This is a genomic window from Pseudomonas sp. XWY-1, assembly GCF_002953115.1.
GTDB lineage: Bacteria > Pseudomonadota > Gammaproteobacteria > Pseudomonadales > Pseudomonadaceae > Aquipseudomonas > Aquipseudomonas alloputida.
In genome coordinates this window covers 3644877-3669444 of the sequence record NZ_CP026332.1, presented here as the reverse complement: position 1 = coordinate 3669444, position 24568 = coordinate 3644877, and the positions used below count along the sequence as shown (strand labels likewise).

Here is a 24568-nt window from a genome sequence, read left to right as displayed (position 1 = left end):
CTGCGTCGGACATTTTTACATTAGGTGTCGGATATCGCCACATAAAGCATGTTCAGTTCGCCTCAGGCAGTCGCCCTGGGGCGCGTCAGCAGGCCGCCATGGAAGGCCTGCGTGTGTAATTCACACCATCCTGCCCGCATTAGCACTGATGTACAGGTGAAATCGCCAGCCATCGGGATTTCACAGTTTTCCTTGGATAAGAAGAAGCACGGGGTACACAACTGATGGACGCAACATCCACAACCACCACCGCGAAAAGCGGGCACGAGAGCAAGCTCAGTGCCTCGCTGAAGTCGCGCCACCTGACGATGATGTCGATCGCCGGGGTTATCGGCGGCGCCTTGTTCGTCGGTTCCGGCAGCGTGATCCACAGTGCCGGCCCAGCCGCTGTCCTGGCCTACCTGGCAGGCGGCATCCTGGTGGTGCTGATCATGCGCATGCTGGGTGAAATGGCGACTTCCTCGCCTGACACCGGCTCGTTCTCAACCTACGCCGACCGCGCCATTGGCCGTTGGGCCGGTTTCACCATTGGCTGGCTGTACTGGTGGTACTGGGTCATCCTCATGGCCTGGGAAGCCTATGTGGCGGGCAAGATCCTGCATGGCTTCTTCCCCGACGTCAGCGTCAACGTGTTCGTGCTGGCCACGACCTTGTTGCTGATCACCGTCAACTTCTTCAACGTCAAGCACTACGGTGAGTTCGAGTTCTGGTTCGCCTTGATCAAGGTGATTGCGATCGTCTGCTTCCTGATCGTGTGTACGGCTGCCGTGATGAACATCTGGCAGTTCGGTGAAGTGCGTGGCATCAGCCACCTCACCGCCGAAGGCTTCATGCCCAATGGCATCACCACTGTGATCGGTGCCTTGCTCGGGGTGATGTTCGCCTTCCTCGGCGCCGAAATCGTTACCATCGCGGCCTCCGAAGCCAAGGACCCGGCTGCGCAGATCGTCAAGGCGACCAACTCGGTGGTCTGGCGTGTGTGCCTGTTCTACGTCGGCTCGATCTTCCTGATCGTCTGCCTGGTACCGTGGAACGACCCGCACCTGGGTGTTTCTGGCTATGGCGCCTATCGCCGTACCCTGGAACTGCTGGGCGTGCCGTATGCCGAGCTGCTGATGAACTTCGTGGTGCTGACTTCGGTGAGCAGCTGCCTGATCTCGGGCCACTACACCGCTTCGCGCATGCTGTTCTCCCTGGCCCAGCGTGGCGATGCGCCGTCGTTCTTCAAGATCACCCGCGCCGGTACCGGTGTACCGGTGTACGCGATCATGGGTTCGTGCGCCGTGGCCGTGGTGTGTGCATTGATCAACTTCAGCGAGACCCTGCGCCCGAAAGACGTGCTGGACACCCTGATGAACACCACCGGCATGATCGCCCTGCTGGTGTACCTGGTTATCGCCTTCTCGCAGCTGCGCATGCGCCGCAAGCTGATTGCCGAGGGCAAGGAAGTACGCCTGAAGATGTGGCTGTTCCCGTGGCTGACCTACCTGGTGATCGCGTTCATCGTGGCTGCCCTGGTCACCATGGCCTTCATGCCTGACTACCAGATCCTGGTCATTTCCACCGGTATCGCTGCGGCGGTCGTGGTGGCGATGGGTGTGGTGCACCAGATCCGCTCTGGTAGCAAGCAGCACTAAGCGTCACTCGCGTCTGGAAACGGCCGGCTCCCTTGGGGACCCGGCCGTTTCGCGTTGTTGGGCCTGGGCTTTTTCTGCGGGCATGTGGAAACGCTGGTTCATCCACGGTGAACCGAGCAGGGCGGCCGCAGCGATCAGGGCCAGGATGGCGAGGGCGATGTAGGTCTTCACGGGCGTGCGCATGCAAGGACTGACTTCAAGCACAGGTGATCAGTTCCGGCGTAATCCGTTCGCAACCGTCCCGCCGGGCGACAGATGGCATATGCTAGGCACATTGCCCGCCCAAAGGAGCCGCACATGGCCTGGTCTGCCAACCAGTATTCCCTGTTCGAAGACGAACGCACACGCGCCGTACGCGACCTGATTGCCGCCATCCCGCCACGGCCGGTGCGCCACGCCACCGACCTGGGGTGCGGCCCCGGCAACTCGACCGAAGTGCTGCTGCAGCGTTACCCCGATGCCCAGGTGACGGCATTGGACAGCGACCCGGACATGATCGACAAGGCCCGTGAGCGCAAGCGGCTGTGCATCCCGCGTGTGCGCACGGTCATTGCCGACATTGCCGGCTGGACTGCCCCCGAGCCGCAGGACCTGATCCTGGCCAATGCCTCGCTGCAATGGGTACCTGACCACGCCTTGCTGTATCCGCACCTGGTGCGCCAGCTCAGCGAAGGCGCCAGCCTGGCTGTGCAGACCCCGGACAACCTCGACGAGCCGGCCCACCGGCAGTTGCGCGAGATCGCAAGCCAAGGCCCCTGGGCGGCGAAGTTCGCCGACTTGCAGCTGCCGCCACGGCACAACGCGGCGTTCTACTACGACTTGCTCAGCCCGCTGTGCGCGCGGGTGGACGTGTGGCGCACCACCTATCATCACCCGTTGGTGGGGGGCGCCGAAGCGGTAGTGGAATGGTTCAAGGGCTCGGCGTTGCGGCCTTATCTGGCCAGGCTTGATGAGCAGGAGCAGGCCGACTTCCTGCAGATGTACCTGCAGGCCATGCAGCGCGACTATCCGCCGGCCTCTGATGGCAAGGTCCTGTTGCCCTTCCCGCGGTTGTTCGTGATCGCTACCCGCTAGGGCGGCGCCAGCGCCAGGCCACGTAGCTGTAGATGCCGAGGTTCAGCGCCAGCACGAGGGTGCCCAGCAGCAGCTGGATCTGCGGGGTCAGGCCGGTGGGGTAGATCAGTGGCCAGACGTAGTGCTCGACGAAGCTGCCCTGGTAACCTGCATCACCGGCGGCATTGCGCATGCGGTTTTCCCAGGTGGTGAGCGGGCAGCCCAGGTGCAGGCACTCCACCGCCAGGCCCCAGGCCAGGACCGGCAAGTGCAGCAACAGGGCAGGGCGCCAGCGCAGCACCAGCAGCCCGCCGAACAGCACCAGCAGGATGAAGGCCAGGTGCAGCAGCACCAGGGTGTCGGCGGCAAGGCGGTAGAGCATGGGTTGGGTGCCCGGGGATTGGGGTTATCCCAGCATAGTCGGGTTGCCTGATCTGGCCCCTTCGCAGGGTCGCCCGCTCCCACAGCATCACCACAGATTCCGGATGCCGCGCAGGACCTGTGGGAGCGGGCGAGCCCGCGAAAAGGCCAGCACAGGCCTAGACTCCTTCCTCGACCATCTGCAGGAAAGTCGCCACCACCCGGCGCGTACGCTGCTCGCTCAGGCACACCAGGGTCTCGGTCAAATGCCGCTGGCAATCGACGATCGGCAATGCACACACCCGCGCATCGGCACCGAACTCCGCCGCCGACACCACGCCCACGCCAATGCCTACCACCACCGCTTCACGCGCCGCTTCCCGGCCTTCCACCTGGATCGCTGCGCGTATCCGCAGGCCGGCACGTTGCATCTCTTCCTCCAGCGTCTGCCGCGTCACCGAACCGGGCTCGCGCAGCACCAGTGGCGTGTCATCGAGGTCGGCCAGGCTGATCGAGCCACGGCTGGCCCATGGGTGGTGGTGGGAAACGAACGCCACCATCGGGTCACGACGCAGCGGCAGGCAATGCAGGCGCTCGTCGTCGACATCCCGACCCAGCAGGGCCAGGTCGGCCTGATAGCTGAACAGCCGCGCCAGCGATTCGTCGGTATTGCCGGTTTCGATCTTCACCTGGATACCCGGATAGCGCTGGCAGAAGCGGGCGATCTGCGGCAGCACGTGCACCGGCGCATCCACTGCCAGCACCAGGCTGCCGGTGTGCAGCGCACGCGAGTCGTGCAGCAGTTCCTGGGCTTCGGCCTCGCAGGCGAACAGGCGCTGGCTGATGCCCAGCAGCCGCTCGCCAAGGTCGGTGAGCTGCACCGAGCGTTTGTTGCGGTGGAACAGCAATACGCCGAAGCGCTCCTCCAGTTTGCGCACCTGGTCGGACACCGCAGGCTGGGTAAGAAACAGCTTTTCGGCGGCGCGGGTAAAGCTGCCGTGCACGGCCACCGCATGGAAAGCCTTGAGTTGAGCGTGGGACACCGACATGACGACCTCAGTAACAAGCTGGGCTTATGTGTGTAATACGATAAATCGATTTTATTTATCTTACAGCAACTGTTTCCATGGATTTCAGCCCGACGCTGGCACCACGAATGCCGCCAGGGCCATGGCGCTCACACGGCGCCACCTGACCCGATGACAGCCTCGTCATCGCTGTGCGTAACACAAGAACAAGACAGGCGTTTCTTCACATTCTGCCGGCACACTTGAGCAAGAGGTCAGACTTACATGAATCAATCCCTAGCCGCGTTCAAACGCTGGCGTATCCAGATTTTCGCCATCACCTGGCTGGCTTACGCCGCCTTCTACTTCACCCGCAAAGCCTTCTCGGTGGCCAAGCTGGGCATCGCTGAAGACCCAGGTTTCATGCTCGACAAGGCCGCCATGGCCAACCTGGACGCCATCTACCTGGCCGCCTATGCCGTGGGCCAATTCACCTGGGGCATGCTTGCCGACCGCTTTGGCCCGCGCGTGGTCGTGTTGGGCGGGTTGCTGATTTCTGCGGCGGCGGCAGTCGTGATGGGCAGTTACGCAACCTTCCCGATCTTCGCTACCTGCATGCTGGTGCAGGGCCTGGCGCAATCCACCGGCTGGGCCGGCTTGTGCAAGAACATCGGCAGCTTCTTCCCGGCTTCGCAGCGCGGGCGGGTGCTGGGCCTGTGGAGTTCCTGCTATGCCTTCGGCGGCCTGGTGGCCTCGCCGTTCGCGGGCTGGTGGGCCTACACCCTGGTGGGTACCTGGCACGCGGCGTTCTTCTCCAGCGCGGCAGTGGTGGCGCTGGTGGCGGTGCTGTTCTTCTTCCTGCAGCGCAACAAACCCGAGGACGTCGGCTTGCCGGCGGTTGAGCCCGAGCCGCAAAGCATGGCTCCAGCCGGCAACCTGTGCAGCGTGTGGGCACCCCTGAGGGAGATCCTGCGCAACCGCACGGTGTTGACCCTGGGCCTGGCGTACTTCCTGCTGAAGCCGGCGCGCTACGCCATCTTGCTGTGGGGCCCTGTGATCGTCTTCGAGCAGATGCCCTCAGTGGGCAAAGTGGGCGCGGCAATCATCCCGACTGCTTTCGAACTGGCCGGGCTGCTTGGCCCGATCATGATCGGCCTGGCCTCGGACAAACTGTTTGGCGCCCGGCGCATGCCGGCCTGCGTGATCAGCCTGGTGCTGCTGACCGTGACACTGGCGGCGTTCATGGCGGCCATGCACACCGGCAGCGTGCTGCTGGTGGTGGCCTTGCTGTTCGTCATGGGCCTGACCCTGTACGGGCCGGACTCGATGATCAGCGGCGCTGCAGCCATCGACTTCGGCACCGCCAAGGCCGGCGCCACCGCAGCAGGTTTCGTCAACGGCTGTGGCTCGGTGGGCGCGGTGCTGGGCGGGCTGCTGCCGGGTTACTTCGACGGCGTCACGGTGTTCATCGTGTTCGCGGGCTGCGCGCTGTTCTCGGCGCTGGTGTTGCTGCCGCACTGGAACAGCCGCCCGGCCAGCAGCGCGCAAGGCACTGACGTGGCACCGAACACCAGCATGGCAATCAAGCCACTGCGTACTTAAAGGAAAGCGAGCGAATGAGACCCTTCTGGCTGCAACAGGCCCTTGAATCGGCGCAGGAGGCGGTATGCCCGCCGCTACAAGGCGATACCCGTTGCCATGTGTGCATTGTCGGCGGTGGGTACACCGGCCTGTGGACGGCGCTGATGCTCAAGGAAGCGGTACCGGCCCTGGATGTGGTGCTGATCGAGGCCGACATCTGTGGTGCCGGTGCCAGCGGCCGCAATGGGGGCTGTGCGTTGTCCTGGTCGGCCAAGTACTTCACCCTCGAACGCCTGTTCGGGGGGGCGGAGGCGGTGCGGCTGGTGCGCGAGTCGGAGCGCAGCATTACAGACATCGGGGTGTTCTGCGCGGCCAATGGCATCGACTGCGACTTCCGCCTGGACGGCACGCTGTACACGGCCACCAACGCAGCCCAGGTCGGTGCCACCGACGCGGTGATCGCCGCGCTGGAGCACAAGGGCATCAACTCGTTCCGCCGCTTGCCGCTGGAGCAGGTGCAGCGCCTGGCCGGTTCGGCACGGCACCTGGAAGGCTGGTTCTCGCCGGCCGCCGCCACCGTGCAGCCGGGCAAACTGGTGCGCGGCCTGCGCCGGGTGGCCTTGCAGCGCGGCGTGCGCCTCTACGAAGGCACCGCTATGACCGGCCTGGAACACGGCGCCCCGGTGCAGGTACGCACGGCCCACGGCACGCTGCGCGCCGACCGTGTAGTGCTGGGCCTCAATGCCTGGATGGCGCGCGTCTTCCCGCAGTTCGAGCGCAGTGTGGCAATCGTTTCCAGCGACATGGTCATTACCGAACCGTGCCCCGAGCTGCTGCGCCAGATCGGCCTGGACAGCGGGATCAGCGTGCTCGACTCGCGTATTTTCGTGCACTACTACCACAACACCTCCGATGGCCGGCTGATGCTCGGCAAGGGCGGCAACACGTTTGCCTATGGCGGGCGCATGTTGCCGGTATTCGACCAGCCGTCGCCGTATCGGCGGTTGCTGCGCGAAAGCCTTGGCGGCTTTTTCCCGGCCTTGGCCGAGGTGCCACTGGCGGCCAGCTGGAACGGGCCGTCAGATCGCTCGGTGACCGGCCTGCCGTTCTTTGGTCGGTTGGACGGGCAGGGCAACGTGTTCTACGGCTTTGGTTACTCCGGCAGCGGTGTTGGCCCGTGCCACATGGGCGGGCAGATTCTTTCGTCGCTGGCGCTGGGGCTGGACAACCCGTGGACCCGGTCGCCGCTGGTCAAAGGGCCGCTGGGGCTGTTCCCGCCCGAGCCGATCCGCTACCTGGGCTCGCTGATGGTGCGCAATGCCATCCGCCGCAAGGAGCAGGCCGAAGATCGTGGTGTGCGCCCGCGAAGGCTGGACGTGCGGTTGGCGCGGTTTGCCGCAGCGGCGGGCAAGGCCGATAAAGGCTGATGAGATTTCTTGTCGATCCCATGCTCGAGGGCGTATAAAATGCACCCACTTTTGGCCGGTCGCTTCCTGAACCGGCCGCTGAAACAAGAGAGTCGACATGGGCGCACAGTGGAAAGCCAAACATAGAGAAACAGCGGCCAATGCCAAAGGCAAGATCATGGGCAAGCTGTCCAAGGAAATCCAGATCGCGGCCAAGTCGGGTGCCGATCCCGACATGAACCCGCGCCTGCGCCTGGCCATCGTGCAAGCCAAGAAGGCTTCGATGACCCGCGAGACCCTGGATCGGGCAATCCGCAAGGGCGCTGGCCTGGACGGTGATGCCGTGCAATACCATGCGGTGAGCTATGAAGGTTTCGCTCCGCACCAGGTGCCGTTGATCGTCGAGTGCCTGACCGACAACATCAACCGCACCGTCGCGCAGATCCGCGTGCTGTTCCGCAAGGGCCAGTTGGGTGCCAGCGGTTCTGTAGCGTGGGACTTCAACCATGTAGGCCTGATCGAAGCCACGCCTGCGAGCGCTGACGCTGATCCGGAAATGGCCGCGATCGAAGCCGGTGCCCAGGACTTCGAGGAAGGTGAAGAAGAGGGCTCGACCCTGTTCATTACCGACACCACCGACCTGGACGCGGTGCAGAAGGCCCTGCCGGAGCATGGTTTCACCGTGACCGCGGCGAAAATCGGTTACACCCCTAAAAACCCGGTAAGCGCGGCCAGCCTGAGTGCTGAAGCGTTGGCCGAGGTCGAAGCGTTCCTCGAGGCGATCGACGAGCACGATGACGTGCAGAACGTCTATGTTGGCCTGACCGAGTAATCGTCGGGGCTGCGTTGCGGCCTGTTCGCGGGCAAGCCCGCTCCCGCAGGTTTTTCACGATGCTGAACGATGTGAGAACCCTGTGGGAGCGGGCTTGCCCGCGAGAGGGCCCTTGAATTCCACCGCAGGGAGCCTGCATGAACCCCACCTTCGCCTCCCTCAGCCTCGCCCACCTGCGCACCCTCGACCACCTGTTGCAGCTTAAAAACCTCAGCCACGCGGCCGAGCGCCTGGGCGTCAGCCAATCGGCCCTGAGCCGCCAGCTGGCCCACCTGCGTGAAGCCTTCGATGATCCGTTGCTGGTGCGCCAAGGGCGTGGTTACGTGCTTAGCGAACACGCCGAAGCCTTGGTCGAGCCTTTGCGCCAGGTGCTCGAAGAACTGCACGCGCTGCGCCAGCCCGCCATCTTCGACCCGGCGCGTTGCGAGCGGCGGTTCTGCCTGGCCGCTTCGGACTATGTGGCCGAGCACATGCTGCCGCTGCTGGTGGCAGCGCTGGAGCGCGAAGCACCAGGTGTGTCGCTGGAGTACCGCACCTGGCAGGCCGGCCAATACGCCTTGCTGGCCAGCGGAGAAATCGACCTGGCGACCACCTTGTTCGACGAGTCGCCGCCCAACCTGCACGGACGGCTGTTGGGTGAGGACCGCGCGGTATGCCTGATGCGCCAGGATCACCCGCTGGCCGCGCAGGCCGCGCTCAGCCAGGCCGACTACCTGGCGTACAAGCATGTGCGCATTTCGGGCGGTGGCGACAAGGACAGCTTCATCGACCGGCACTTGCGTGCACAGGGCCTGCAGCGGCGGGTCAGCCTGGAGGTGCCGTTCTTTTGCGCCACGGTAAAAGTGATTGCCAACAGTCAGGCAGTGGCCACGGTCCCCGAGCACATTGCCCGACAGCTGAGCCGTTTGCATGACCTGGCCTGGCGACCACTGGGCTTCATCGACCACAGCCAGCGGTACTGGGTCGTATGGCACCAGCGCCTGCAGGCCTCGGCCGAGCACCGCTGGTTGCGTAACCGGGTATTCGAGTTGTGGCGCCAGTCGCAGTTCGGGGTACAGGGTGGGCATGCGGGTTCGCCATAGCAGCTATGCGTGAAGCGGGGTTATTCGGCTGGGGATAGGTGCCTAGACTGGGGCATTGTGTTGATTGTGCGGCTTCTTCGCGGCTGTAGGAGCGGGTTTACCCGCGAAAGGGCCAGCACAGGCAATGGATAACCCCCAGGAGAGCTAGCGTGACCCCCGAACAATTCCGCCAGTACGGCCACCAACTGATCGACCTGATTGCCGACTACCGTCAGACCGTGGGCGAACGCCCGGTCATGGCCCAGGTCGAACCTGGCTACCTCAAGGCTGCCTTGCCCGCAACTGCCCCTCAACAAGGCGAACCTTTCGCGTCCATTCTCGACGACGTCAATAACCTGGTCATGCCCGGCCTGTCCCATTGGCAGCACCCGGACTTCTATGGCTATTTCCCTTCCAATGGCACCCTGTCCTCGGTGCTGGGGGACTTCCTCAGTACCGGTCTGGGCGTGCTGGGCCTGTCATGGCAATCCAGCCCGGCCCTGAGCGAACTGGAAGAAACTACCCTCGACTGGCTGCGCCAGTTGCTTGGCCTGTCTGGCCGGTGGAGTGGGGTGATCCAGGACACCGCCTCGACCAGCACCCTGGTGGCGCTGATCAGTGCCCGTGAACGCGCCACTGACTACGCCCTGGTACGTGGTGGCCTGCAGGCCGAGCCCAAGCCTTTGATCGTGTATGTCAGCGCCCACGCCCACAGCTCGGTGGACAAGGCTGCACTGCTGGCAGGTTTTGGCCGCGACAATATCCGCCTGATTCCCACCGACGAACGCTATGCCCTGCGCCCAGAGGCACTGCAGGCGGCGATCGAACAGGACCTGGCTGCCGGCAACCAGCCGTGCGCCGTGGTTGCCACCACCGGCACCACGACGACCACTGCCCTCGACCCGCTGCGCGCGGTGGGCGAAATCGCCCAGGCCAATGGGCTTTGGTTGCACGTTGACTCGGCCATGGCCGGTTCGGCGATGATCCTGCCCGAGTGCCGCTGGATGTGGGACGGCATCGAGCTGGCCGACTCGGTGGTGGTCAATGCGCACAAATGGCTGGGTGTGGCCTTCGATTGCTCGATCTACTACGTGCGCGATCCGCAGCACCTGATCCGAGTGATGAGCACCAATCCCAGCTATCTGCAGTCGGCGGTGGATGGCGAGGTGAAGAACCTGCGCGACTGGGGGATACCGCTGGGCCGTCGGTTCCGTGCGTTGAAGCTGTGGTTCATGTTGCGTAGCGAGGGTGTCGACGCATTGCAGGCGCGGCTGCGGCGTGACCTGGATAATGCCCAGTGGCTGGCGGGGCAGGTCGAGGCGGCGGCGGAGTGGGAAGTGCTGGCGCCAGTACCGCTGCAGACCTTGTGCATTCGCCATCGACCGGCGGGGCTTGAAGGGGAGGCGCTGGATGCGCATACCAAGGGCTGGGCCGAGCGGCTGAATGCATCCGGCGATGCTTATGTGACGCCGGCTACACTGGACGGGCGGTGGATGGTGCGGGTTTCGATCGGTGCGCTGCCGACCGAGCGGGAGGATGTGCAGCGGCTGTGGGCACGTCTGCAGGACGTGATCAAAGGCTGAAGCCTTAGCGGGCAAGCCCGCTCTCACAGCATCGCATCAGGGCTGAAGCCTGTACGGTACCTGTGTGAGCGGGCTTGCCCGCGAAGGGGCTGCAAGGCAGCCCCTGCAATCTATCAGTGACTCACCGCCTGAAAGCTACCTTTACGGCTGGCTTCATAGGCTGCCTTTTCCATCGGCTTGGCGTCTGGGTTGCCCAGATCGTCCATCGCCAGGCGGTGGGTTTCCGGGGCAATGTAGGCCGCCAGGGCGCACACGCCGGTGATGAAGAAGGCCAGCCCACCGACTACCAGCGGAATGTTGTCCGAGCCAGGTGGGGCAACCATTGCGAACAGCGCGGGCAGCATGGCGGTCAGCATGGTGCCGATGTTCTGCGCGATGGCCATGGCCGTAACGCGGTAGCGGGTGTGGAACAGCTCTGGGTAGAAGCTTGGGAACACCGCGTTGTAACCCTGGTAGACCATGCCCCACATGACGATCGAGGCGGCGAACGCCATCGGCACGTTCTGGATGCTGATCGCATACAGGTAGACGAAGGCCAGCAGGCCAGAGCCCAGACAGCCAGCGATCATGGTCGGGCGACGGCCGATCTTGTCCGACAGGTTACCCACGAACGGGATCACCAGCACCGCGACGATGTTACCGACCACCGGAATCCACAGGTACACGCTCTTGTCGAAGCCGATGCCATACGCCGGCTGTACCGCGTAGGCCGCACCGAAGATGGTGGCCACGACCGGGATCACGTTCATCAGGGCCATGAACATCACCAGCACCATGTGCTTCCAGCTGTGGCGGAAGGCTTCGCTGATGGGCGACTTGGCAACCTTGTCCTGTTTCTCTTCTTGAACGAACGCTGGGGTTTCGTGCACTTCCTTACGGATGATGAAGCCGGCAATCAGCACGATGGCGCTCATCAGGAACGGAATGCGCCAGCCCCATTCGGTAAAGGCTTCGCTGGGCATGAAGTAAGCCAGTGGCAGGAATACCGCCGCCGCCAGGACCTGGCCCGCTTGCACACCTTGCAGGGTGAAACTGGCGTAGTAGCCTCTTCGGCCAAACGGCGCGTGCTCCATGATCATCGAGCTGGCACCGGAAATTTCCCCGGCCACGGCAAAGCCCTGGATCAGGCGCAACACCACCAGCAAGGCCGGTGCGAGGTAGCCGATGTCGTGGTAGGTGGGTAGCAGGCCGACAGCCATGGTCGACAGGCCCATCAGGAACATGCACAGCAGCAGGACGTTCTTGCGACCGCGGGTGTCACCCCAGTGGCCCAGTACGAAGGCGCCGATCGGGCGTGCCAGGTAGCCCACGCCATAGGTGGCCAACGAGGCAATGATGGCCATTTTCGGGTCGGTGTTAGGGAAGAAAATCTGCGGGAAAATCAGCGCAGCGGCCTGGGCGTAGATGAAGAAGTCGTAGTACTCGAGTGCCGAGCCTATCCATCCACTGGCGGTCGCTTTCTTTGCTTGCGAGCTGGAGTGAGCCATCGTTGTCTCCGTTGTTATTGTTGTTTGCGCAGGTTCCGCCAGAGGTTATGCCAAGGCAGGAGGCAACGGTCGGTGTGCCTGCGTCTGTGGTCCATGTTGACCACGGGCCCGCGGTCTAGCAATTCGCTAAAACGGGTTTTGTGCGATAATCGAACGCAAAACTAACCATTCCGTACAAAGAGATTGAAGCGACGACTTTACCTGCGAATAATCGATCGTGCCATAAACTGTTACAGGGGTTGTTTGCCCGAATGGCACCGTATTCCTCCAACAACAAGGAACTCCCGCCATGCAGCGTTCGATCGCTACCGTGTCCTTGAGCGGCACTCTGCCGGAAAAGCTCGAAGCCATCGCCGCCGCCGGTTTTGACGGCGTCGAGATCTTCGAGAACGATCTGCTCTATTACGCTGGCAGCCCGCGCCAGGTGCGCCAGATGTGCGCCGACCTGGGCATTGCCATCACCTTGTTCCAGCCTTTCCGCGACTTTGAAGGTTGCCGCCGTGACCGCCTGCAGAAAAACCTCGACCGCGCCGAACGCAAGTTCGACCTGATGCAGGAGCTGGGTACCGACCTGGTGCTGGTGTGCAGCAACGTCCAGGCCGATGCCCTGGGTGACGAGCAACTGTTGGTCGACGACCTGCGCCTGCTGGGCGAACATGCCGGCAAGCGTGGCCTGCGCATTGGTTACGAAGCGCTGGCCTGGGGCCGCCACGTCAACACTTACCAGCAAGTGTGGAACCTGGTGCGCCAGGCCGACCACCCGGCACTCGGGGTGATCCTCGACAGCTTCCACACCTTGTCGCTCAAAGGTGACCCCAGCGCGATCCGCGACATCCCCGGCGACAAGATCTTCTTCGTGCAAATGGCCGATGCGCCGATCCTGGCCATGGATGTGCTGGAGTGGAGCCGCCACTTTCGCTGCTTCCCGGGGCAGGGCGAAATGGACATGGCCGGTTTCCTGGCGCCGATCCTCGCCACGGGTTACCGTGGCCCGCTGTCGCTGGAAATCTTCAACGATGGCTTCCGCGCCGCACCGACCCGGCAGAATGCCGCCGACGGCTTGCGTTCGCTGCTGTACCTCGAAGAGCAGACCCGCTTGCGCCTGGAGCAGGAAAACACGCCGATCGAACCTGGCGTGCTGTTCTCCCCGCCGCCGGCCAGCGCTTATGACGGCGTGGAGTTCCTGGAGTTCGCGGTCGACGAAGCCGTCGGCGCGCGCCTGGGCAACTGGCTGAAGCGCCTGGGCTTTGCCGAAGCCGGCAAGCACCGCAGCAAAGAAGTGCAACTGCTGCGCCAGGGTGATATCAACATTGTGCTGAACGCCGAACCGTATTCCTTCGGCCACAACTTCTTCGAGGCCCATGGCCCGTCGCTGTGCGCCACTGCGCTGCGGGTCAAGGACCAGCAAGCGGCCCTGAAGCGGGCCACCGCCTTCCGTGGCCAGCCGTTCCGCGGCCTGGTCGGCCCCAACGAATGCGAAGTGCCGGCGGTGCGTGCGCCCGATGGCAGCCTGCTGTACCTGGTAGAGCAGGGCACTGCCGGCCACACCCTGTACGACACCGACTTCAGCCTGGACAACAACGCAACCGCGACCGGCGGCCTGCGCCGCATCGACCACATGGCCCTGGCCCTGCCGGCCGAGTCGCTGGACAGCTGGGTGCTGTTCTACAAGAGTTTGTTCGACTTCGCCGCCGACGACGAAGTGGTGCTGCCCGACCCGTATGGCCTGGTCAAGAGCCGCGCCCTGCGCAGCCAGTGCGGCACCTTGCGCCTGCCGCTGAACATCTCGGAAAACCGCAACACCGCCATCGCCCATGCGCTGTCAAGCTACCGTGGTTCGGGCGTGCATCACATCGCTTTCGATTGTGACGACATCTTCCGCGAAGTTGCGCGGGCCAAGCTGGCAGGGGTACCGCTGCTGGAAATCCCGCTGAACTACTACGACGACCTGGCGGCGCGTTTCGATTTCGACGACGAGTTCCTCAGTGAGTTGGCGTATTACAACGTGCTGTACGACCGCGATGCTCAAGGTGGCGAGCTGTTCCACGTCTATACCGAGCCGTTCGAGGAGCGTTTCTTCTTCGAGATCATCCAGCGCAAGGCGGGGTACGCCGGTTACGGCGCTGCCAACGTTGCGGTGCGCCTGGCAGCCATGGCCAAGGCCCGTAGCGGAGCGGCGCGCAAGCCGGTGCTGTAGTCGCCTGCACCGGTCTGTCTTGTGGGAGCGGGGTGAACCCTGCTTCCACAGGATCGTTACGGCCCGATTCAGTGACGCTCAGCCACCATCAACAACGACTGCGGCACCGCGCTCTGCGGATGCTGCGGTTCCTGCAGACTGCCCAGTCTCAACCCCGCCATGTCCAGCGCATTCAGCCAGCTGGCCAGGGTGCGGAAATACCAAGGCATCGGTTGCCAATCCCCGGCAAACCCGGCAAAAGACTCCTCTCGCCAGCCATCCTGATAATCCCCATCGGCCACGCTCCACGGGTGCAGGGTCTGGATCACCAGCGCACCGCCGGGTACCAGCAAAGCACGCATGGCCGACAACAGTTCAATGATGTCCTGGTGCAACAGCGCGAAGTTGGCGCAGATCAGGTCATAGTCCTTGCCAACATGCACCTTCGCCTCAGCCAACTGCGCATAGCTGGCCAGGTGCACCTCACCCGCGCCCGCAGCACGCGCTGCATCCACCAGCGTTCTGTCGCCGTCGACGCCCACCGCCTCGATACCCCGGTCGGCCAGCGTGCGCAGCAGCCAGCCCTCACCGCAGCCTAGGTCGAGCACCCGTTCGGGCTGGCGGCCAAGGATGGCCAGCAGGATGGCCTGGTCAGTGACCTGGCGACGGCTCTCGATGGCGCTGTTGCGTACGGCGTCGATCCAGACTTGGGCGTTATGGTGCCAACTGTCGAGCAAGGCGTCTTCAGGGTTGCGCATGATCGGCTCCATCAGCGGAAAAGGTGAAGGGCGAGCCCGGCAACGGCGCAGCCGATCAACACGTGTATCACCCCGCGCTTGTAGCGGAACAGCGCCACAGCCGCCGCGAGCGCTATCACAGCCGAGGACCAGTGGAACGCGCCATCGAACCCGTTCGGCCACAGCACGTGGTAGCCGAAGAACAGCGCAAGGTTGAGGATTACCCCCACCACCGCCGCAGTGATCCCGGTCAGTGGGGCGGTGAACTTCAGTTCGTTATGGGTCGACTCCACCAGCGGGCCTCCGGCGAGGATGAACAGGAACGAGGGCAGGAAGGTGAACCAGGTCACCAGGCTCGCTGCCACTGCGCCCGCTAGGAACGCCTGGTGGGCGCCGAACATCGGCTGCAGGTAGCCACCGACGAAACCGACGAAGGCCACCACCATGATCAGCGGCCCGGGCGTGGTCTCGCCCAGCGCCAGGCCATCGATCATCTGCGTGGGCGACAGCCAGCCATAGTGGCCGACAGCCCCTTGATAGACATAGGGCAGCACCGCATAGGCACCGCCGAAAGTCAGCAGCGCCGCCTTGGTGAAGAACCAGCCCATTTGCGTCAGTGTGCCGTGCCAGCCAAAGGTCGCCATCAGCAGGCCCATGGGCAGAAGCCAAAGCGCCGCAACCGTCAGCAGCAAGGTCACCAGGCGGCCCCAGCTGAAGCAGGCGTGCGCGGGTATCGGGGTATTGTCGTCTATCAGCGCCGGGCACTGGCGGGCCCTGACTGCGCTGTGGCCCCCACCGGGCGCGAACTGTGCTGGCCGCAGCCGGCCGCCGACATAACCCAGCAGTGCGGCCGCCAGCACGATCAGCGGGAAGGGGACGTCAAGCGCGAAAATGGCCACGAACGAGGCCGCGGCAATCGCCCATAGCCAGCCGTTCTTCAACGCCCGCGTGCCAATGCGGTGGGCGGCATGCACGACGATGGCGGTCACGGCCGGCTTGATCCCTTCGAAAAGCCCGGCGACCACCGGAACTTCGCGCCAGGTCAGGTACACCCACGACAGGCCGATCAGGATGAACAGCGACGGGAGCACGAACAGAGCGCCGGCAATCACCCCGCCCCAGGTGCGGTGCATCAGCCAGCCGATGTAGGTGGCCAGTTGCTGGGCTTCGGGCCCGGGCAGCAACATGCAGTAGTTGAGGGCATGCAGGAAACGCCGCTCACTGATCCAGCGGCGCCGCTCCACCAGCTCCTGGTGCATGATCGCAATCTGCCCGGCCGGGCCGCCGAAACTGACGAAACCCAGCTTCAGCCAGAACAGCAATGCCTGGCCCAGGCCGACAGAGGCGGGTGTTTGCCCGGCAGTTTCTTGCAGGTGTTCAGCCATGCGGTGTGCCCTTGCTTTCAGCCAGTCGCAGCGCGTTGGCGCTTGATTCGGTACATGTGCCCGTCAGCATGGCGCAGTAACATGTCGGCATCGTTGCCGTCTTCGGGAAAGCGGGCCACGCCAATACTGCAGGACGGTGCATCGATGCCGGCAAACTCGGCGTCGAGCGGTTCGGCCATGACCGCGAGAATGTGCTGTACGTGCGTGGCAATGGCCTCCGGCGACGGGCAGTCGGGCAACAGTACGGTGAATTCGTCGCCGCCCATCCGCGCTACCGTGCCAGCCGCCCCTACGCAGCGTTCCAGGCGGCGGGCCAGCGTGCACAGTACCCGGTCACCCACGCTGTGGCCGTGGTTGTCGTTGATCTGCTTGAAGTCATTGATATCGAGGAACAGCAAGGCCAGCCTGCGGTTGTGACGCCGGGCCGCGGCCAGGGCGGTGTCCAGCCGTTCATTGAACATGGCGCGGTTGGCCAGCCGGGTCAGCGGGTCATGATGGGCGAGGAAGCGCAGTTCGTCTTCGGCCTTGCGCTGGGCGGTAACGTCCCGTGCCACGCCGATACGCGCCTGGGCCTCATCAGACCAGCAGGCCGACCACAGAATGTGCACCACGCTGCCGTCCTTGCGAAGGTAACGGTTGCAAAAGTCGTAGTGCGGCTGGCCGTTCATCACCCGCATGATCGAGGCGCGCGTGGCCGCGAGGTCGTCAGGGTGCATGTAGCGGGTGATCGGCGTACCGATCAGTTCGCAGGCCTCGTAGCCCAGCAGTGTCTTGCAGGCATCACTGACGAACACGATCTGGTTGTCCCTGTCGACCACGAATACCGTATCCAGCATCAGGTGGATCAGCCTGGGATACAACGCTTGCAGGTCTACGGGCATGGCTCAGGGTGTCCGCGGCAGGGTGACCGATCATAGCCTGAAGGAATACGTCGCAGCTACGGCAGCCTTCAGGGTTGGTACCACCTTCCTTGAAACCGTGAACGACCGCATCGAAAAGGGCGGTCTGTACAGCGGTGGTTCGGGCCTAGGCAGGGGCAAAATGAACCAGGTAAATGGCATGGCACCTGACAAAACTGCCAGTTGTAGCGAAATCCGTCTGCACATCAAATGAAGCGCGAGTGTTCTGAACAGCCGCTCAAGTATTTGGCTCCCGCAATGTACAAATGGAGAGTGCCATGGATTATTCAACCGAAGAACTGGTCAAGTGGTTAGGTGAAGAATCACGTCTGTTGGGCTGGGACATGGTTTTCTTCTTTGATGGAGGAAAGATTAATGCGCTATTGAAGCAAACATCCATCCGGCGCTTCAATACAGCGGATCGTTTACCGCCCATTTCCGGATTCATCAGCAACGGGGCTGACTATCGTTTTGCCTTGTCCAATTGTAATCTCACTTTGCCCAGATTGATTTTCGATGTGAACCTTGCCGGTAACAAGGCGCACCTGCTGATGACAATTGCTGAAGCCAATGTGTACTCGCTGATGTACAAGAGTCAACAGTGGCAAGTGCGCCAGTTGGATGTGCTAGGGGGTGTGCAACACGCTGATCTGAGTCTGGACATTGATCTGGAAGCGTCTGGTGGCCACGTGGATGAAACTGACACGATCAGTCTGGATCTCAGTGAAGCGGAAAATTTTTCCATGCCGTGCTACACCGGCGAGACCCGCTTGTTGACCGAGTTTTTCAGGCAGAAATTTTCGGCGCTGCCTGATGAACAGCGTCAGTTTCCGATTGGCCATTTGTCAAAGCTCAATGTCGATTTGCATCGCCCCGTCTCGTTTAGCCTGCGTACCCAGGCCAGGGGAAGGGGGCCCACCGATGTGGAGGGTGCAGTCGTGCTGTTTGTCGATATGAAGGATGGAGCGGGGGGGGATTTTCCTGGCGCGGATTACAAGTACGCAATACCCAATGATGGTGACTATTCGGCAACTGTGCTGTTCAATAAGGAGCGTTTGTTGCTTGCGCAGTTAGTGGCCGCCGCGAGCCGTGTGATCAAGGATGCTGAGTTTGAGTTGCTCCGGCATGATGGCGATTTACCGACAGTTACCTGCAAGGCGGGATATATTACACTGCCGCACCAGTGGGTTGATGAGACGATACTGACTATTGCGTTTGACACTCTGTGGGAAGTGACGGGGACTTTTGAGTTTTTCGAAGCCAACATAGACATGGCCGATGCGTTGACCATCAGCAATGAAGGTGACCAGTGGAAGATGAATTTGTCTATGCGTGGCAACCTGAAGGTCCAGTATAATAATATCGATGATGCCACGGGCGAACTACGCAACAGACTGATCTTTGAAGACTTTGACCTGGATGATTTCCTGGCGCCTGTGCAAGCAGATTTTCACTATGACGCAGAGCTGGCATACAGCTTTGATCCCGAAGGCGTGACACAACTGGTGTGCGAATCCTATGAATTTGCCGAACAGGTTGGCTTTCAACCGGTTTTTGGCAACATAAAGCCTCCGCCTGCACGTGATTCTTCCGGCTCTGCGAGCGAGTTTCTCGCGTATTTGGTAGGGCCGGCGATGTTCTGGTTAAGTTTGTCGCTCAGGAAACGTCTTACCAGCTTTGGTACTTCGGGGTTTGTCTCGCTTCAGGATGGTTTGGTGGAAAACCTGAAAACCAATCTGATTTTCGAGTCTCGCACAAGTAAAATAGCGAGCGATGTGCTGAGGTTAAATTTTCAGAGCATTTTTACGGGGACAAAACTCTTGGCCCCGCACGATATAGCTTTTTTCGGCAAGGTAAATCCCGCTGCTGGTTATTTCAACGTCAGTCCGATGGAAACTACCCTGCTCGCAGGTAAAACCACGAAATTCGAGGCCGAGCCTGCCTGGGCGCGGGTACGTTGGTCCGTTGAGGCCGTTTCCGGCATTGCAGAAGGTGTTCCTCTTTCTATCAACGGAGGCTTCTTTACCGCACCCAGTGCCAGCGACATGACAAAGTCATGCGCACACCTGCTGGTAACAGCCACCAATATTTTGATTCCGGCAATTCAAAGCAAGGCCTTGATCACCGTGGTTCGCGAAACGCTGCAAGCCAACCCTGCGGTTGTGGTTGCCCAGGCAGGCAGAAACGTCGATTTCAATGCCTGGACGCTCGGCAATCCTGCGACCTTGCAATGGCGTTATCAGGACGAACCTGTGGGCACGGGGCAGGCAGTGACGGTCACCAGCCCAGCCGACACGGGCACGGTTGCTTATGTCGTCGAAGAAATCCAGGTGACAGACCCTGAAAGCCAACAAACCAGTACCTGTGTACTGATCACCGAGATGGGGCAGTTGACGCCCATGACGCTGAGCGCCACTGTTGACCCGGCTGGTACGAAAGCGGTGTTGGATGTCAGTCAAACCCCGTTCCCGCCGGAGGGCTTCAACTGGGAGGTGCGCTACGGACCCGGTAGCGTTTCGGCAGGAGTTTATACACCGGGTATAGACGAGACAGCCCGCTTCGCATTGATAAGCGCAACCTTCGATAGCGGTGATTACGGTGTTTTCGAAGGGTATGTCCTGCTAGTCCTGCCACTTGCCGAACACCGAAATATCACAAGCGTTCAGGCAGATTGAACGATGGGTAGATGGTATCAACCCCCACTGCGCCAATGAGCGTTGACCAGGCCCTGGCGCCACGCGTAATACTCCGCGCCCACCGGCGCGCTGCTGATCAGCCTTGGGGACCGTTGCCACCGGTCAGGCCTTGCTGGCCTGTTCGCAGTTCAAGGCTGCTCGTGCAGGGACACTGCATGGCTTGAGGTGGCTATCAATTGCTGACTATCAGCTCCGGCCCCAGGTAATCATTGATCTGCTCGATATCATCATCCCCCAGGCTGCCCACCGACGAGGCCAGCCGCAGGCGCGACATCAGGTAGTTGAGCTTGGCCTCGAACAGGTCATGGCGGGCGTCATACAGCAGCTCCTCGGCATTGAGCACATCCGAGTTGGTGCTGGTGCCACCTTCCTTGAAGCCCTTGCGGGTCGAGGTCAGCGAACGTTCGTTGGAGGCCACGGCCTTTTCCAATGCTTGAATGCGCAGGGCGCCACTCTGTACGCCACGGTATTCGCGGGTCGTGTTGGAAATCACCTCCTGGCGAGTGGCGTCCAGCTCATCCAGGGCCTTGGAGCTGTTGGCGCTGGCCTGGCGGGCCAGGGCACTGGTGCTGCCACCGCTGTACAGCGGGATGTTCAGCTCCAGCCCGATCGAGCTGTAGTGGTTGCGCTGGTTCAGCTCGGAAATCGACTGGCTGCTGCCCGCGGTGTAGCCCGCAACGAAATCCAGGGTCGGGTAATGGCCGGCACGGGTGCGGTTGACTTCTTCCTCGGCCAGCGCGTAGCTGTGCCGGCGTGCATGAATCAGCGGGCTGTCAGCCTGGGCCTTGACCAGCCACTCCTGCAGGTTGCCCGGCATCAGCGGCGGGGTGCTGAAGCCCGCCTGCAGGGTGGTCAACGCCTGCGGGGTTTCACCAATGTATTCCTCCAGCTTGCGCCGGGCATTGACCAGGTTGTCCTGGGCGTCGATCAGGTCGGCCTCGGCCAGGTCGCGCCGGGCCACCGACTCGTCGATGTCGGTGATGGTGCCGGCGCCCAGTTCCTTGCGCCGCTTCGCCGATGCCAGCTGTTCCTCGAAAGCGTTCAGCTTGGCCTTGGCCAGGGTGATGGTTTCGCTGGCCAGCAGCACGTCGAAGTAAGCGTCGGCCAGGCGCACCGCTGCGTCCTGGCTCTTGGCGTCGAACACCGCCACGCTGTAGTCGGCCCGTTGCTGGCCCTGGCGGTACTCGGCCATCTTCTGCTTGTTGAACAGCGGCTGGCGCAGGCGCACGTTGGCGCCCTTGGAGTCATAGTCGAGGTCATTGTCCTGGCCATTCTGGCGCTGGCTGCCATTGACCTGGTTGAAGTAGGCCGAGGCGTTGATCTGCGGCAGCAGGCCGGCCTCGCCGATGGCGCGGTTTTCGCCACCGGCTTGTTTTTCATGCACGGCAGCGCGGTAGATCGGGCCCTGGTACTGCAACAGGTCCCAGGCTTGCTTCAGGTCCATGGCACTGGCCTGTACGGCAACTCCCAGCAGGCACACCATCAGGCATGGGCGTTTCATGTCATTGCTCCTTGAACGCGGCGTCCACACGTTCGAGCATTGGTTTGAGCAGGTAGCTGAGCAGGTTGCGCTCGCCGGTCTTGATGGTGACGGTGGCAGGCATGCCGGGGCGGATGTGGTTGCTGCCCAGCAAGCCCATGCCGGCCGGCGTCACTTCCACCTGGGCCAGGTAGAACGGCTGCTTGCTTTCTTCGTCGAGCAGCCGGTCGGCGGAAATGGTTTTTACCCGGCCGGGAATGTTCGGCGTCTGCGCATGGTTGAAGGCCGGGAAGGCGATGTCCACGGCAAGGCCTGGGACCATCTTGTCGATCGCCTGCACCGGGATCATCGCATCGACCTGCAGCGGTTGGTCGAGCGGCACCACTTCCATGATCTTGGCGCCGGGCTGGATGATGCCGCCGACCGTGGCGATGCTCAGGCCCTGGACCATGCCGTCGATCGGCGAGCGGATCACCGTGTGGGTCACTTCATAGTCCAGTGCGCGCAAGCGGTCGGCCAGGGTGGTGTTTTCCTTGGCGGTATCGGTCAGTTGCGACTCCACCTCCTTCAGGTAGTCGTGCTGGCGCTGCAGGATGCGCAGCTTGATCTCGGTGGCCTGGCTGCGCGCCCGGGCAATGTTATTGAGGTTTTCGGCCTGGCCGGCGGACAGGTCGGCATTGCTGCGTTCCAGCTCCAGCAGGCGGTTGCGGGGTACATAACCTTCGGCGGCCAGTACCCGGGTGCCTTGCAGTTCCTGGTTGAGGAAGCCGATCTGCGAGGCGCGGGCGCCGTACACCTGCTGCAGGCCCTTCAGTTGCACTGCCGAGGCCGTGAGATTTTCTTCAAGGATGCTCAGTTCACCGGCAAGGCCCGCGCGGCGGGTATCGAGCAGGCGCTGTTGCAGGTCCATGGCGGCCAGCAGGCGTGGGTCATTGGCGTAGTGTTTAAGCAGGGCAGGGTCGAACGTGACGGTATCGCGGCCATCGCGCTCGGCTTCCAGGCGGTTTTCCACGGTCTTGCTGACGATGTACTGGGCGCTGAGTGCGCCTTGCTCGGCTACCGCACGCAGGGCATCGAGGCGCACCACTTCCTGGCCTTTCTTCACCACATCGCCTTCGCGCACCATGATCGCTTCAACGGTGCCCCCGCTCAGGTGCTGGACCGCCTTTCGGTTGCTGGTGACCTTGACCGTACCGGTGGCGACCACGCCGGCGTCCAGTGGCGCCAGGCAGGACCACAGCAGGAAGCCACCGAAGCCGGCGATGACCAGCCATACGCCCCAGCGTACCGGGCGGCCCGCGTCCAGATCGATCAGGTGGCTGCTCTCGGCGGGGATCAGTTCGGCATGTTGAGTCATCTGCATGGTCGGTTACTCCCGTACTTTGACCGAAGCCAGCGGTGCCGCAGCCGTTGCCGGAATCACCGCAGCCTTGCGCAGCGCGGCGAACACTTCGTCGCGGCTGCCAAGCATGTGCACACCCCCGTCGCGCAGCATCAGTATCTGGTCGACCGCGCATAGCACATTGGGCCGGTGGGAAATCAGTACCACCGTGGCGCCGCGTGCCTTGAGCTCGGCCAGGGCATCGACCAGGGCTTTTTCACCCACGTCATCGAGGTTGGCGTTGGGTTCGTCCAGCACCACCAGGTTGGGCTCGCCATACAGGGCGCGGGCCAGCGCGATGCGTTGCTTCTGGCCGCCAGACAAAGGGCTGCCATCGGCGGCCAGGCGGGTGTCGTAACCCTGCGGGAAGCGCAGGATCATGTCGTGTACACCGCTGCTGCGGGCGGCACGGATCACCGCGTCGCTGTCCACCTCGGCAAAGCGGGCGATGTTTTCGGCGATGGTGCCTTCGAACAGCTCCACGTCCTGCGGCAGGTAGCCCAGCCACGGGCCCAGTTCGGCCTTGTTCCAGGTGAAGATATCGGCGCCGTCCAGGCGCACCTTGCCGGCCTGGGCCGGCCACACACCTACCAGCAGGCGGGCGAGGGTGGACTTGCCCGAGGCCGAAGGGCCGATGATACCCAGGCTGTCACCCGGGGCCAGGCTGAAGCTCACCCCGCGTACGATGCTGGTGGTGCTGCCAGGGGCGCCGGCGATCACGTTCTCCACGGCCAGCATGCCCATCGGCCGCTGCAGCGACATGCTTGGTGGCCGTTGCGGGTAGTCCTGCAGCAGGTCATTGAGCCTGCCCCAGGCCAGGCGGCAGCCCAGCAGTTGCTTCCACGCGGCGATCACCTGTTCCACCGGGCCCAGGGCTCGGCCGGTCAGGATTGAGCAGGCGATCATCATGCCGGGGGTGATCGTGCCCTCGATCGCCAGCAGCGCGCCGGTGCCGAGGATCAGCGACTGCAGGGTGATGCGCACGAAGCGCCCGGTGCTGCTGATCAGCGCCGCGCGATCGGAGGCCAGGGTCTGCATCTGCAGGATACGCAAGTGGCCCTGGTACCAGCGCTTGCCGATTGACGGCAGCATGCCCATGGCTTCGATCACTTCGGCGTTGCGCAGGTTGTTGTTGGCGTAGCTGGCCGACGACATGGCTGCCTGGTTGGCTTCGCCCAAGGGTTTTTGCGTGGCCTTTTCAGTGAGGTAGGCCAGGCCGACGAGGATCAGCGAGCCAATCGTGGTGACCAGCCCGAGCCACGGGTGGATCAGGTAGCAAACCAGCAGGTAGATCGGCGTCCAGGGGGCGTCGAAGAACGCGAACAGGCCGTTACCGGTGAGAAACTGCCGTACCTGCGCCAAGTCCTGCAGGGCCTGGGCCGGGTTACCTCCGGCACGGCTGAGGTTGCGTTCGAAGGCAGCGCTGAAAATGCGCCGGTTCAGGCTCATGTCCAGGCCGTTGCCCACCCTTATCAACACCCGGGTGCGGACCATCTCCAGGGCTGACATCAGCAGGAACAGCCCGACCACCAGCAAGGTGAGCATGCCCAAGGTCGTGACATTGCGGCTGACCAGGGCGCGGTCGTACACCTGCAACATATAAATGGCTGGCGTCAACATCATGACGTTTATCACGCCGCTGAAGGCGGCCAGGGCGTAGAAGCTGCGGCGCAAGCGAAACAGCACGTCGGCCAGTTCGGAGCGGGTGCGTGGTGGCTTAGGCATCTGAGGCCTCCCTTTATCACAAAACGGGAAGCCCTTGCGGCGCCCCGTACAACGGCTGTTGTGGCTTCTTGGTCGGCTCGCA

At 62.8% G+C, this 24568-nt stretch carries 20 protein-coding genes; 10 read left to right on the top strand and 10 right to left on the bottom strand.

What is annotated here, in order from left to right; all coding sequences use genetic code 11:
• Nucleotides 1–224 precede the first annotated feature (224 nt).
• On the top strand, nucleotides 225–1637 hold the full coding sequence (locus PRJ_RS16945; protein ID WP_004575400.1) for an amino acid permease: 1413 nt from the start codon (nucleotides 225–227) through the stop codon (nucleotides 1635–1637).
• A gap of 3 nt (nucleotides 1638–1640) precedes the next feature.
• On the opposite strand, the gene PRJ_RS16940 is transcribed toward PRJ_RS16945, so the two are convergent.
• Nucleotides 1641–1820 (bottom strand): hypothetical protein, encoded by a 180-nt coding sequence (locus PRJ_RS16940; protein ID WP_004575401.1) that lies wholly within the window; start codon nucleotides 1818–1820, stop codon nucleotides 1641–1643.
• A gap of 114 nt (nucleotides 1821–1934) precedes the next feature.
• On the opposite strand from PRJ_RS16940, the gene tam reads away from it, so the two are divergent.
• Entirely contained in the window at nucleotides 1935–2711 is a 777-nt protein-coding gene (tam, locus tag PRJ_RS16935; RefSeq protein WP_019438830.1) for a trans-aconitate 2-methyltransferase, read from the top strand.
• Here tam and PRJ_RS16930 read toward each other — a convergent pair.
• Together PRJ_RS16930 and PRJ_RS16925 are read right to left on the bottom strand one after the other, a co-directional pair.
• On the bottom strand, nucleotides 2701–3072 hold the full coding sequence (locus PRJ_RS16930) for a DUF2784 domain-containing protein (protein ID WP_104962032.1): 372 nt from the start codon (nucleotides 3070–3072) through the stop codon (nucleotides 2701–2703). The genes tam and PRJ_RS16930 overlap by 11 nt on opposite strands.
• Before the next feature lie 157 nt (nucleotides 3073–3229).
• Nucleotides 3230–4099 (bottom strand): LysR substrate-binding domain-containing protein, encoded by an 870-nt coding sequence (locus PRJ_RS16925; protein ID WP_064490792.1) that lies wholly within the window; start codon nucleotides 4097–4099, stop codon nucleotides 3230–3232.
• 243 nt (nucleotides 4100–4342) lie between these two features.
• Here PRJ_RS16925 and PRJ_RS16920 point away from each other — a divergent pair, with 243 nt between their 5' ends.
• From PRJ_RS16920 to PRJ_RS16900, 5 genes are all read left to right on the top strand, one after another.
• Nucleotides 4343–5659, top strand: coding sequence for an MFS transporter (locus tag PRJ_RS16920; protein ID WP_104962031.1), 1317 nt, complete (start codon nucleotides 4343–4345; stop codon nucleotides 5657–5659).
• Between the two features lie 14 nt (nucleotides 5660–5673).
• The gene (locus tag PRJ_RS16915; protein ID WP_104962030.1) at nucleotides 5674–7065 is read left to right on the top strand and encodes an FAD-dependent oxidoreductase; all 1392 of its coding nucleotides are present in this window, start codon (nucleotides 5674–5676) and stop codon (nucleotides 7063–7065) included.
• A gap of 97 nt (nucleotides 7066–7162) precedes the next feature.
• The gene (locus PRJ_RS16910) at nucleotides 7163–7876 is read left to right on the top strand and encodes a YebC/PmpR family DNA-binding transcriptional regulator (RefSeq protein WP_004575404.1); all 714 of its coding nucleotides are present in this window, start codon (nucleotides 7163–7165) and stop codon (nucleotides 7874–7876) included.
• Nucleotides 7877–8013: 137 nt separating this feature from the next.
• The gene (locus tag PRJ_RS16905) at nucleotides 8014–8958 is read left to right on the top strand and encodes a LysR family transcriptional regulator (RefSeq protein WP_104962029.1); all 945 of its coding nucleotides are present in this window, start codon (nucleotides 8014–8016) and stop codon (nucleotides 8956–8958) included.
• A 149-nt stretch (nucleotides 8959–9107) separates the two neighbouring features.
• Nucleotides 9108–10520, top strand: coding sequence for a DOPA decarboxylase (locus tag PRJ_RS16900; protein WP_104962028.1), 1413 nt, complete (start codon nucleotides 9108–9110; stop codon nucleotides 10518–10520).
• Nucleotides 10521–10633: 113 nt separating this feature from the next.
• Here the strand turns inward: PRJ_RS16900 and PRJ_RS16895 are convergent, their stop codons facing one another.
• The gene (locus tag PRJ_RS16895) at nucleotides 10634–12007 is read right to left on the bottom strand and encodes an MFS transporter (protein WP_014860854.1); all 1374 of its coding nucleotides are present in this window, start codon (nucleotides 12005–12007) and stop codon (nucleotides 10634–10636) included.
• Between the two features lie 289 nt (nucleotides 12008–12296).
• On the opposite strand from PRJ_RS16895, the gene quiC reads away from it, so the two are divergent.
• A complete protein-coding gene (gene quiC / locus PRJ_RS16890) occupies nucleotides 12297–14204 on the top strand; it encodes a 3-dehydroshikimate dehydratase QuiC (RefSeq protein WP_003250790.1) in 1908 nt (635 codons plus the stop codon).
• A gap of 68 nt (nucleotides 14205–14272) precedes the next feature.
• Here the strand turns inward: quiC and PRJ_RS16885 are convergent, their stop codons facing one another.
• From PRJ_RS16885 to PRJ_RS16875, 3 genes are read right to left on the bottom strand one after another with little or no spacing between them, the layout of a single operon-like run.
• On the bottom strand, nucleotides 14273–14941 hold the full coding sequence (locus PRJ_RS16885; protein ID WP_104962027.1) for a bifunctional 2-polyprenyl-6-hydroxyphenol methylase/3-demethylubiquinol 3-O-methyltransferase UbiG: 669 nt from the start codon (nucleotides 14939–14941) through the stop codon (nucleotides 14273–14275).
• An 11-nt stretch (nucleotides 14942–14952) separates the two neighbouring features.
• Nucleotides 14953–16305, bottom strand: coding sequence for a chromate efflux transporter (chrA, locus tag PRJ_RS16880; RefSeq protein WP_064490787.1), 1353 nt, complete (start codon nucleotides 16303–16305; stop codon nucleotides 14953–14955).
• A gap of 17 nt (nucleotides 16306–16322) precedes the next feature.
• Nucleotides 16323–17186 (bottom strand): sensor domain-containing diguanylate cyclase, encoded by an 864-nt coding sequence (locus tag PRJ_RS16875; RefSeq protein WP_104887408.1) that lies wholly within the window; start codon nucleotides 17184–17186, stop codon nucleotides 16323–16325.
• Here PRJ_RS16875 and PRJ_RS16870 point away from each other — a divergent pair.
• Nucleotides 17185–17418 (top strand): hypothetical protein, encoded by a 234-nt coding sequence (locus PRJ_RS16870; protein WP_064490785.1) that lies wholly within the window; start codon nucleotides 17185–17187, stop codon nucleotides 17416–17418. The genes PRJ_RS16875 and PRJ_RS16870 overlap by 2 nt on opposite strands.
• Nucleotides 17419–17482: 64 nt before the next feature.
• A complete protein-coding gene (locus PRJ_RS16865; protein ID WP_104962026.1) occupies nucleotides 17483–19879 on the top strand; it encodes a hypothetical protein in 2397 nt (798 codons plus the stop codon).
• A 193-nt stretch (nucleotides 19880–20072) separates the two neighbouring features.
• Here PRJ_RS16865 and PRJ_RS16860 read toward each other — a convergent pair whose 3' ends face one another.
• Genes PRJ_RS16860 through PRJ_RS16850 form a run of 3 tightly spaced genes read right to left on the bottom strand, consistent with a single transcriptional unit; the run spans nucleotide 20073 to nucleotide 24486 of the window.
• Nucleotides 20073–21401, bottom strand: coding sequence for a TolC family outer membrane protein (locus tag PRJ_RS16860; protein ID WP_104962025.1), 1329 nt, complete (start codon nucleotides 21399–21401; stop codon nucleotides 20073–20075).
• A gap of 1 nt (nucleotide 21402) precedes the next feature.
• Nucleotides 21403–22743: an HlyD family type I secretion periplasmic adaptor subunit gene (locus tag PRJ_RS16855; protein WP_104962024.1), complete on the bottom strand. Its 1341-nt coding sequence runs from the start codon at nucleotides 22741–22743 to the stop codon at nucleotides 21403–21405.
• 6 nt (nucleotides 22744–22749) lie between these two features.
• Nucleotides 22750–24486, bottom strand: coding sequence for a type I secretion system permease/ATPase (locus tag PRJ_RS16850; protein ID WP_104962023.1), 1737 nt, complete (start codon nucleotides 24484–24486; stop codon nucleotides 22750–22752).
• Nucleotides 24487–24568 lie beyond the last annotated feature (82 nt).

Excerpts from the sequence above, each read along its gene's own strand:
- PRJ_RS16850 (WP_104962023.1), bottom strand. The coding sequence starts at position 24,486 with ATGCCTAAGCCACCACGCACCCGCTCCGAACTGGCCGACGTGCTGTTT.
- tam (WP_019438830.1), top strand. The coding sequence starts at position 1,935 with ATGGCCTGGTCTGCCAACCAGTATTCCCTGTTCGAAGACGAACGCACA.
- PRJ_RS16930 (WP_104962032.1), bottom strand. The coding sequence starts at position 3,072 with ATGCTCTACCGCCTTGCCGCCGACACCCTGGTGCTGCTGCACCTGGCC.
- PRJ_RS16860 (WP_104962025.1), bottom strand. The coding sequence starts at position 21,401 with ATGAAACGCCCATGCCTGATGGTGTGCCTGCTGGGAGTTGCCGTACAG.
- PRJ_RS16875 (WP_104887408.1), bottom strand. The coding sequence starts at position 17,186 with ATGCCCGTAGACCTGCAAGCGTTGTATCCCAGGCTGATCCACCTGATG.
- PRJ_RS16870 (WP_064490785.1), top strand. The coding sequence starts at position 17,185 with ATGGCTCAGGGTGTCCGCGGCAGGGTGACCGATCATAGCCTGAAGGAA.
- PRJ_RS16905 (WP_104962029.1), top strand. The coding sequence starts at position 8,014 with ATGAACCCCACCTTCGCCTCCCTCAGCCTCGCCCACCTGCGCACCCTC.
- PRJ_RS16940 (WP_004575401.1), bottom strand. The coding sequence starts at position 1,820 with ATGCGCACGCCCGTGAAGACCTACATCGCCCTCGCCATCCTGGCCCTG.
- chrA (WP_064490787.1), bottom strand. The coding sequence starts at position 16,305 with ATGGCTGAACACCTGCAAGAAACTGCCGGGCAAACACCCGCCTCTGTC.
- PRJ_RS16920 (WP_104962031.1), top strand. The coding sequence starts at position 4,343 with ATGAATCAATCCCTAGCCGCGTTCAAACGCTGGCGTATCCAGATTTTC.
- quiC (WP_003250790.1), top strand. The coding sequence starts at position 12,297 with ATGCAGCGTTCGATCGCTACCGTGTCCTTGAGCGGCACTCTGCCGGAA.
- PRJ_RS16910 (WP_004575404.1), top strand. The coding sequence starts at position 7,163 with ATGGGCGCACAGTGGAAAGCCAAACATAGAGAAACAGCGGCCAATGCC.
- PRJ_RS16945 (WP_004575400.1), top strand. The coding sequence starts at position 225 with ATGGACGCAACATCCACAACCACCACCGCGAAAAGCGGGCACGAGAGC.
- PRJ_RS16915 (WP_104962030.1), top strand. The coding sequence starts at position 5,674 with ATGAGACCCTTCTGGCTGCAACAGGCCCTTGAATCGGCGCAGGAGGCG.
- PRJ_RS16925 (WP_064490792.1), bottom strand. The coding sequence starts at position 4,099 with ATGTCGGTGTCCCACGCTCAACTCAAGGCTTTCCATGCGGTGGCCGTG.
- PRJ_RS16895 (WP_014860854.1), bottom strand. The coding sequence starts at position 12,007 with ATGGCTCACTCCAGCTCGCAAGCAAAGAAAGCGACCGCCAGTGGATGG.
- PRJ_RS16885 (WP_104962027.1), bottom strand. The coding sequence starts at position 14,941 with ATGCGCAACCCTGAAGACGCCTTGCTCGACAGTTGGCACCATAACGCC.
- PRJ_RS16855 (WP_104962024.1), bottom strand. The coding sequence starts at position 22,743 with ATGCAGATGACTCAACATGCCGAACTGATCCCCGCCGAGAGCAGCCAC.
- PRJ_RS16865 (WP_104962026.1), top strand. The coding sequence starts at position 17,483 with ATGGATTATTCAACCGAAGAACTGGTCAAGTGGTTAGGTGAAGAATCA.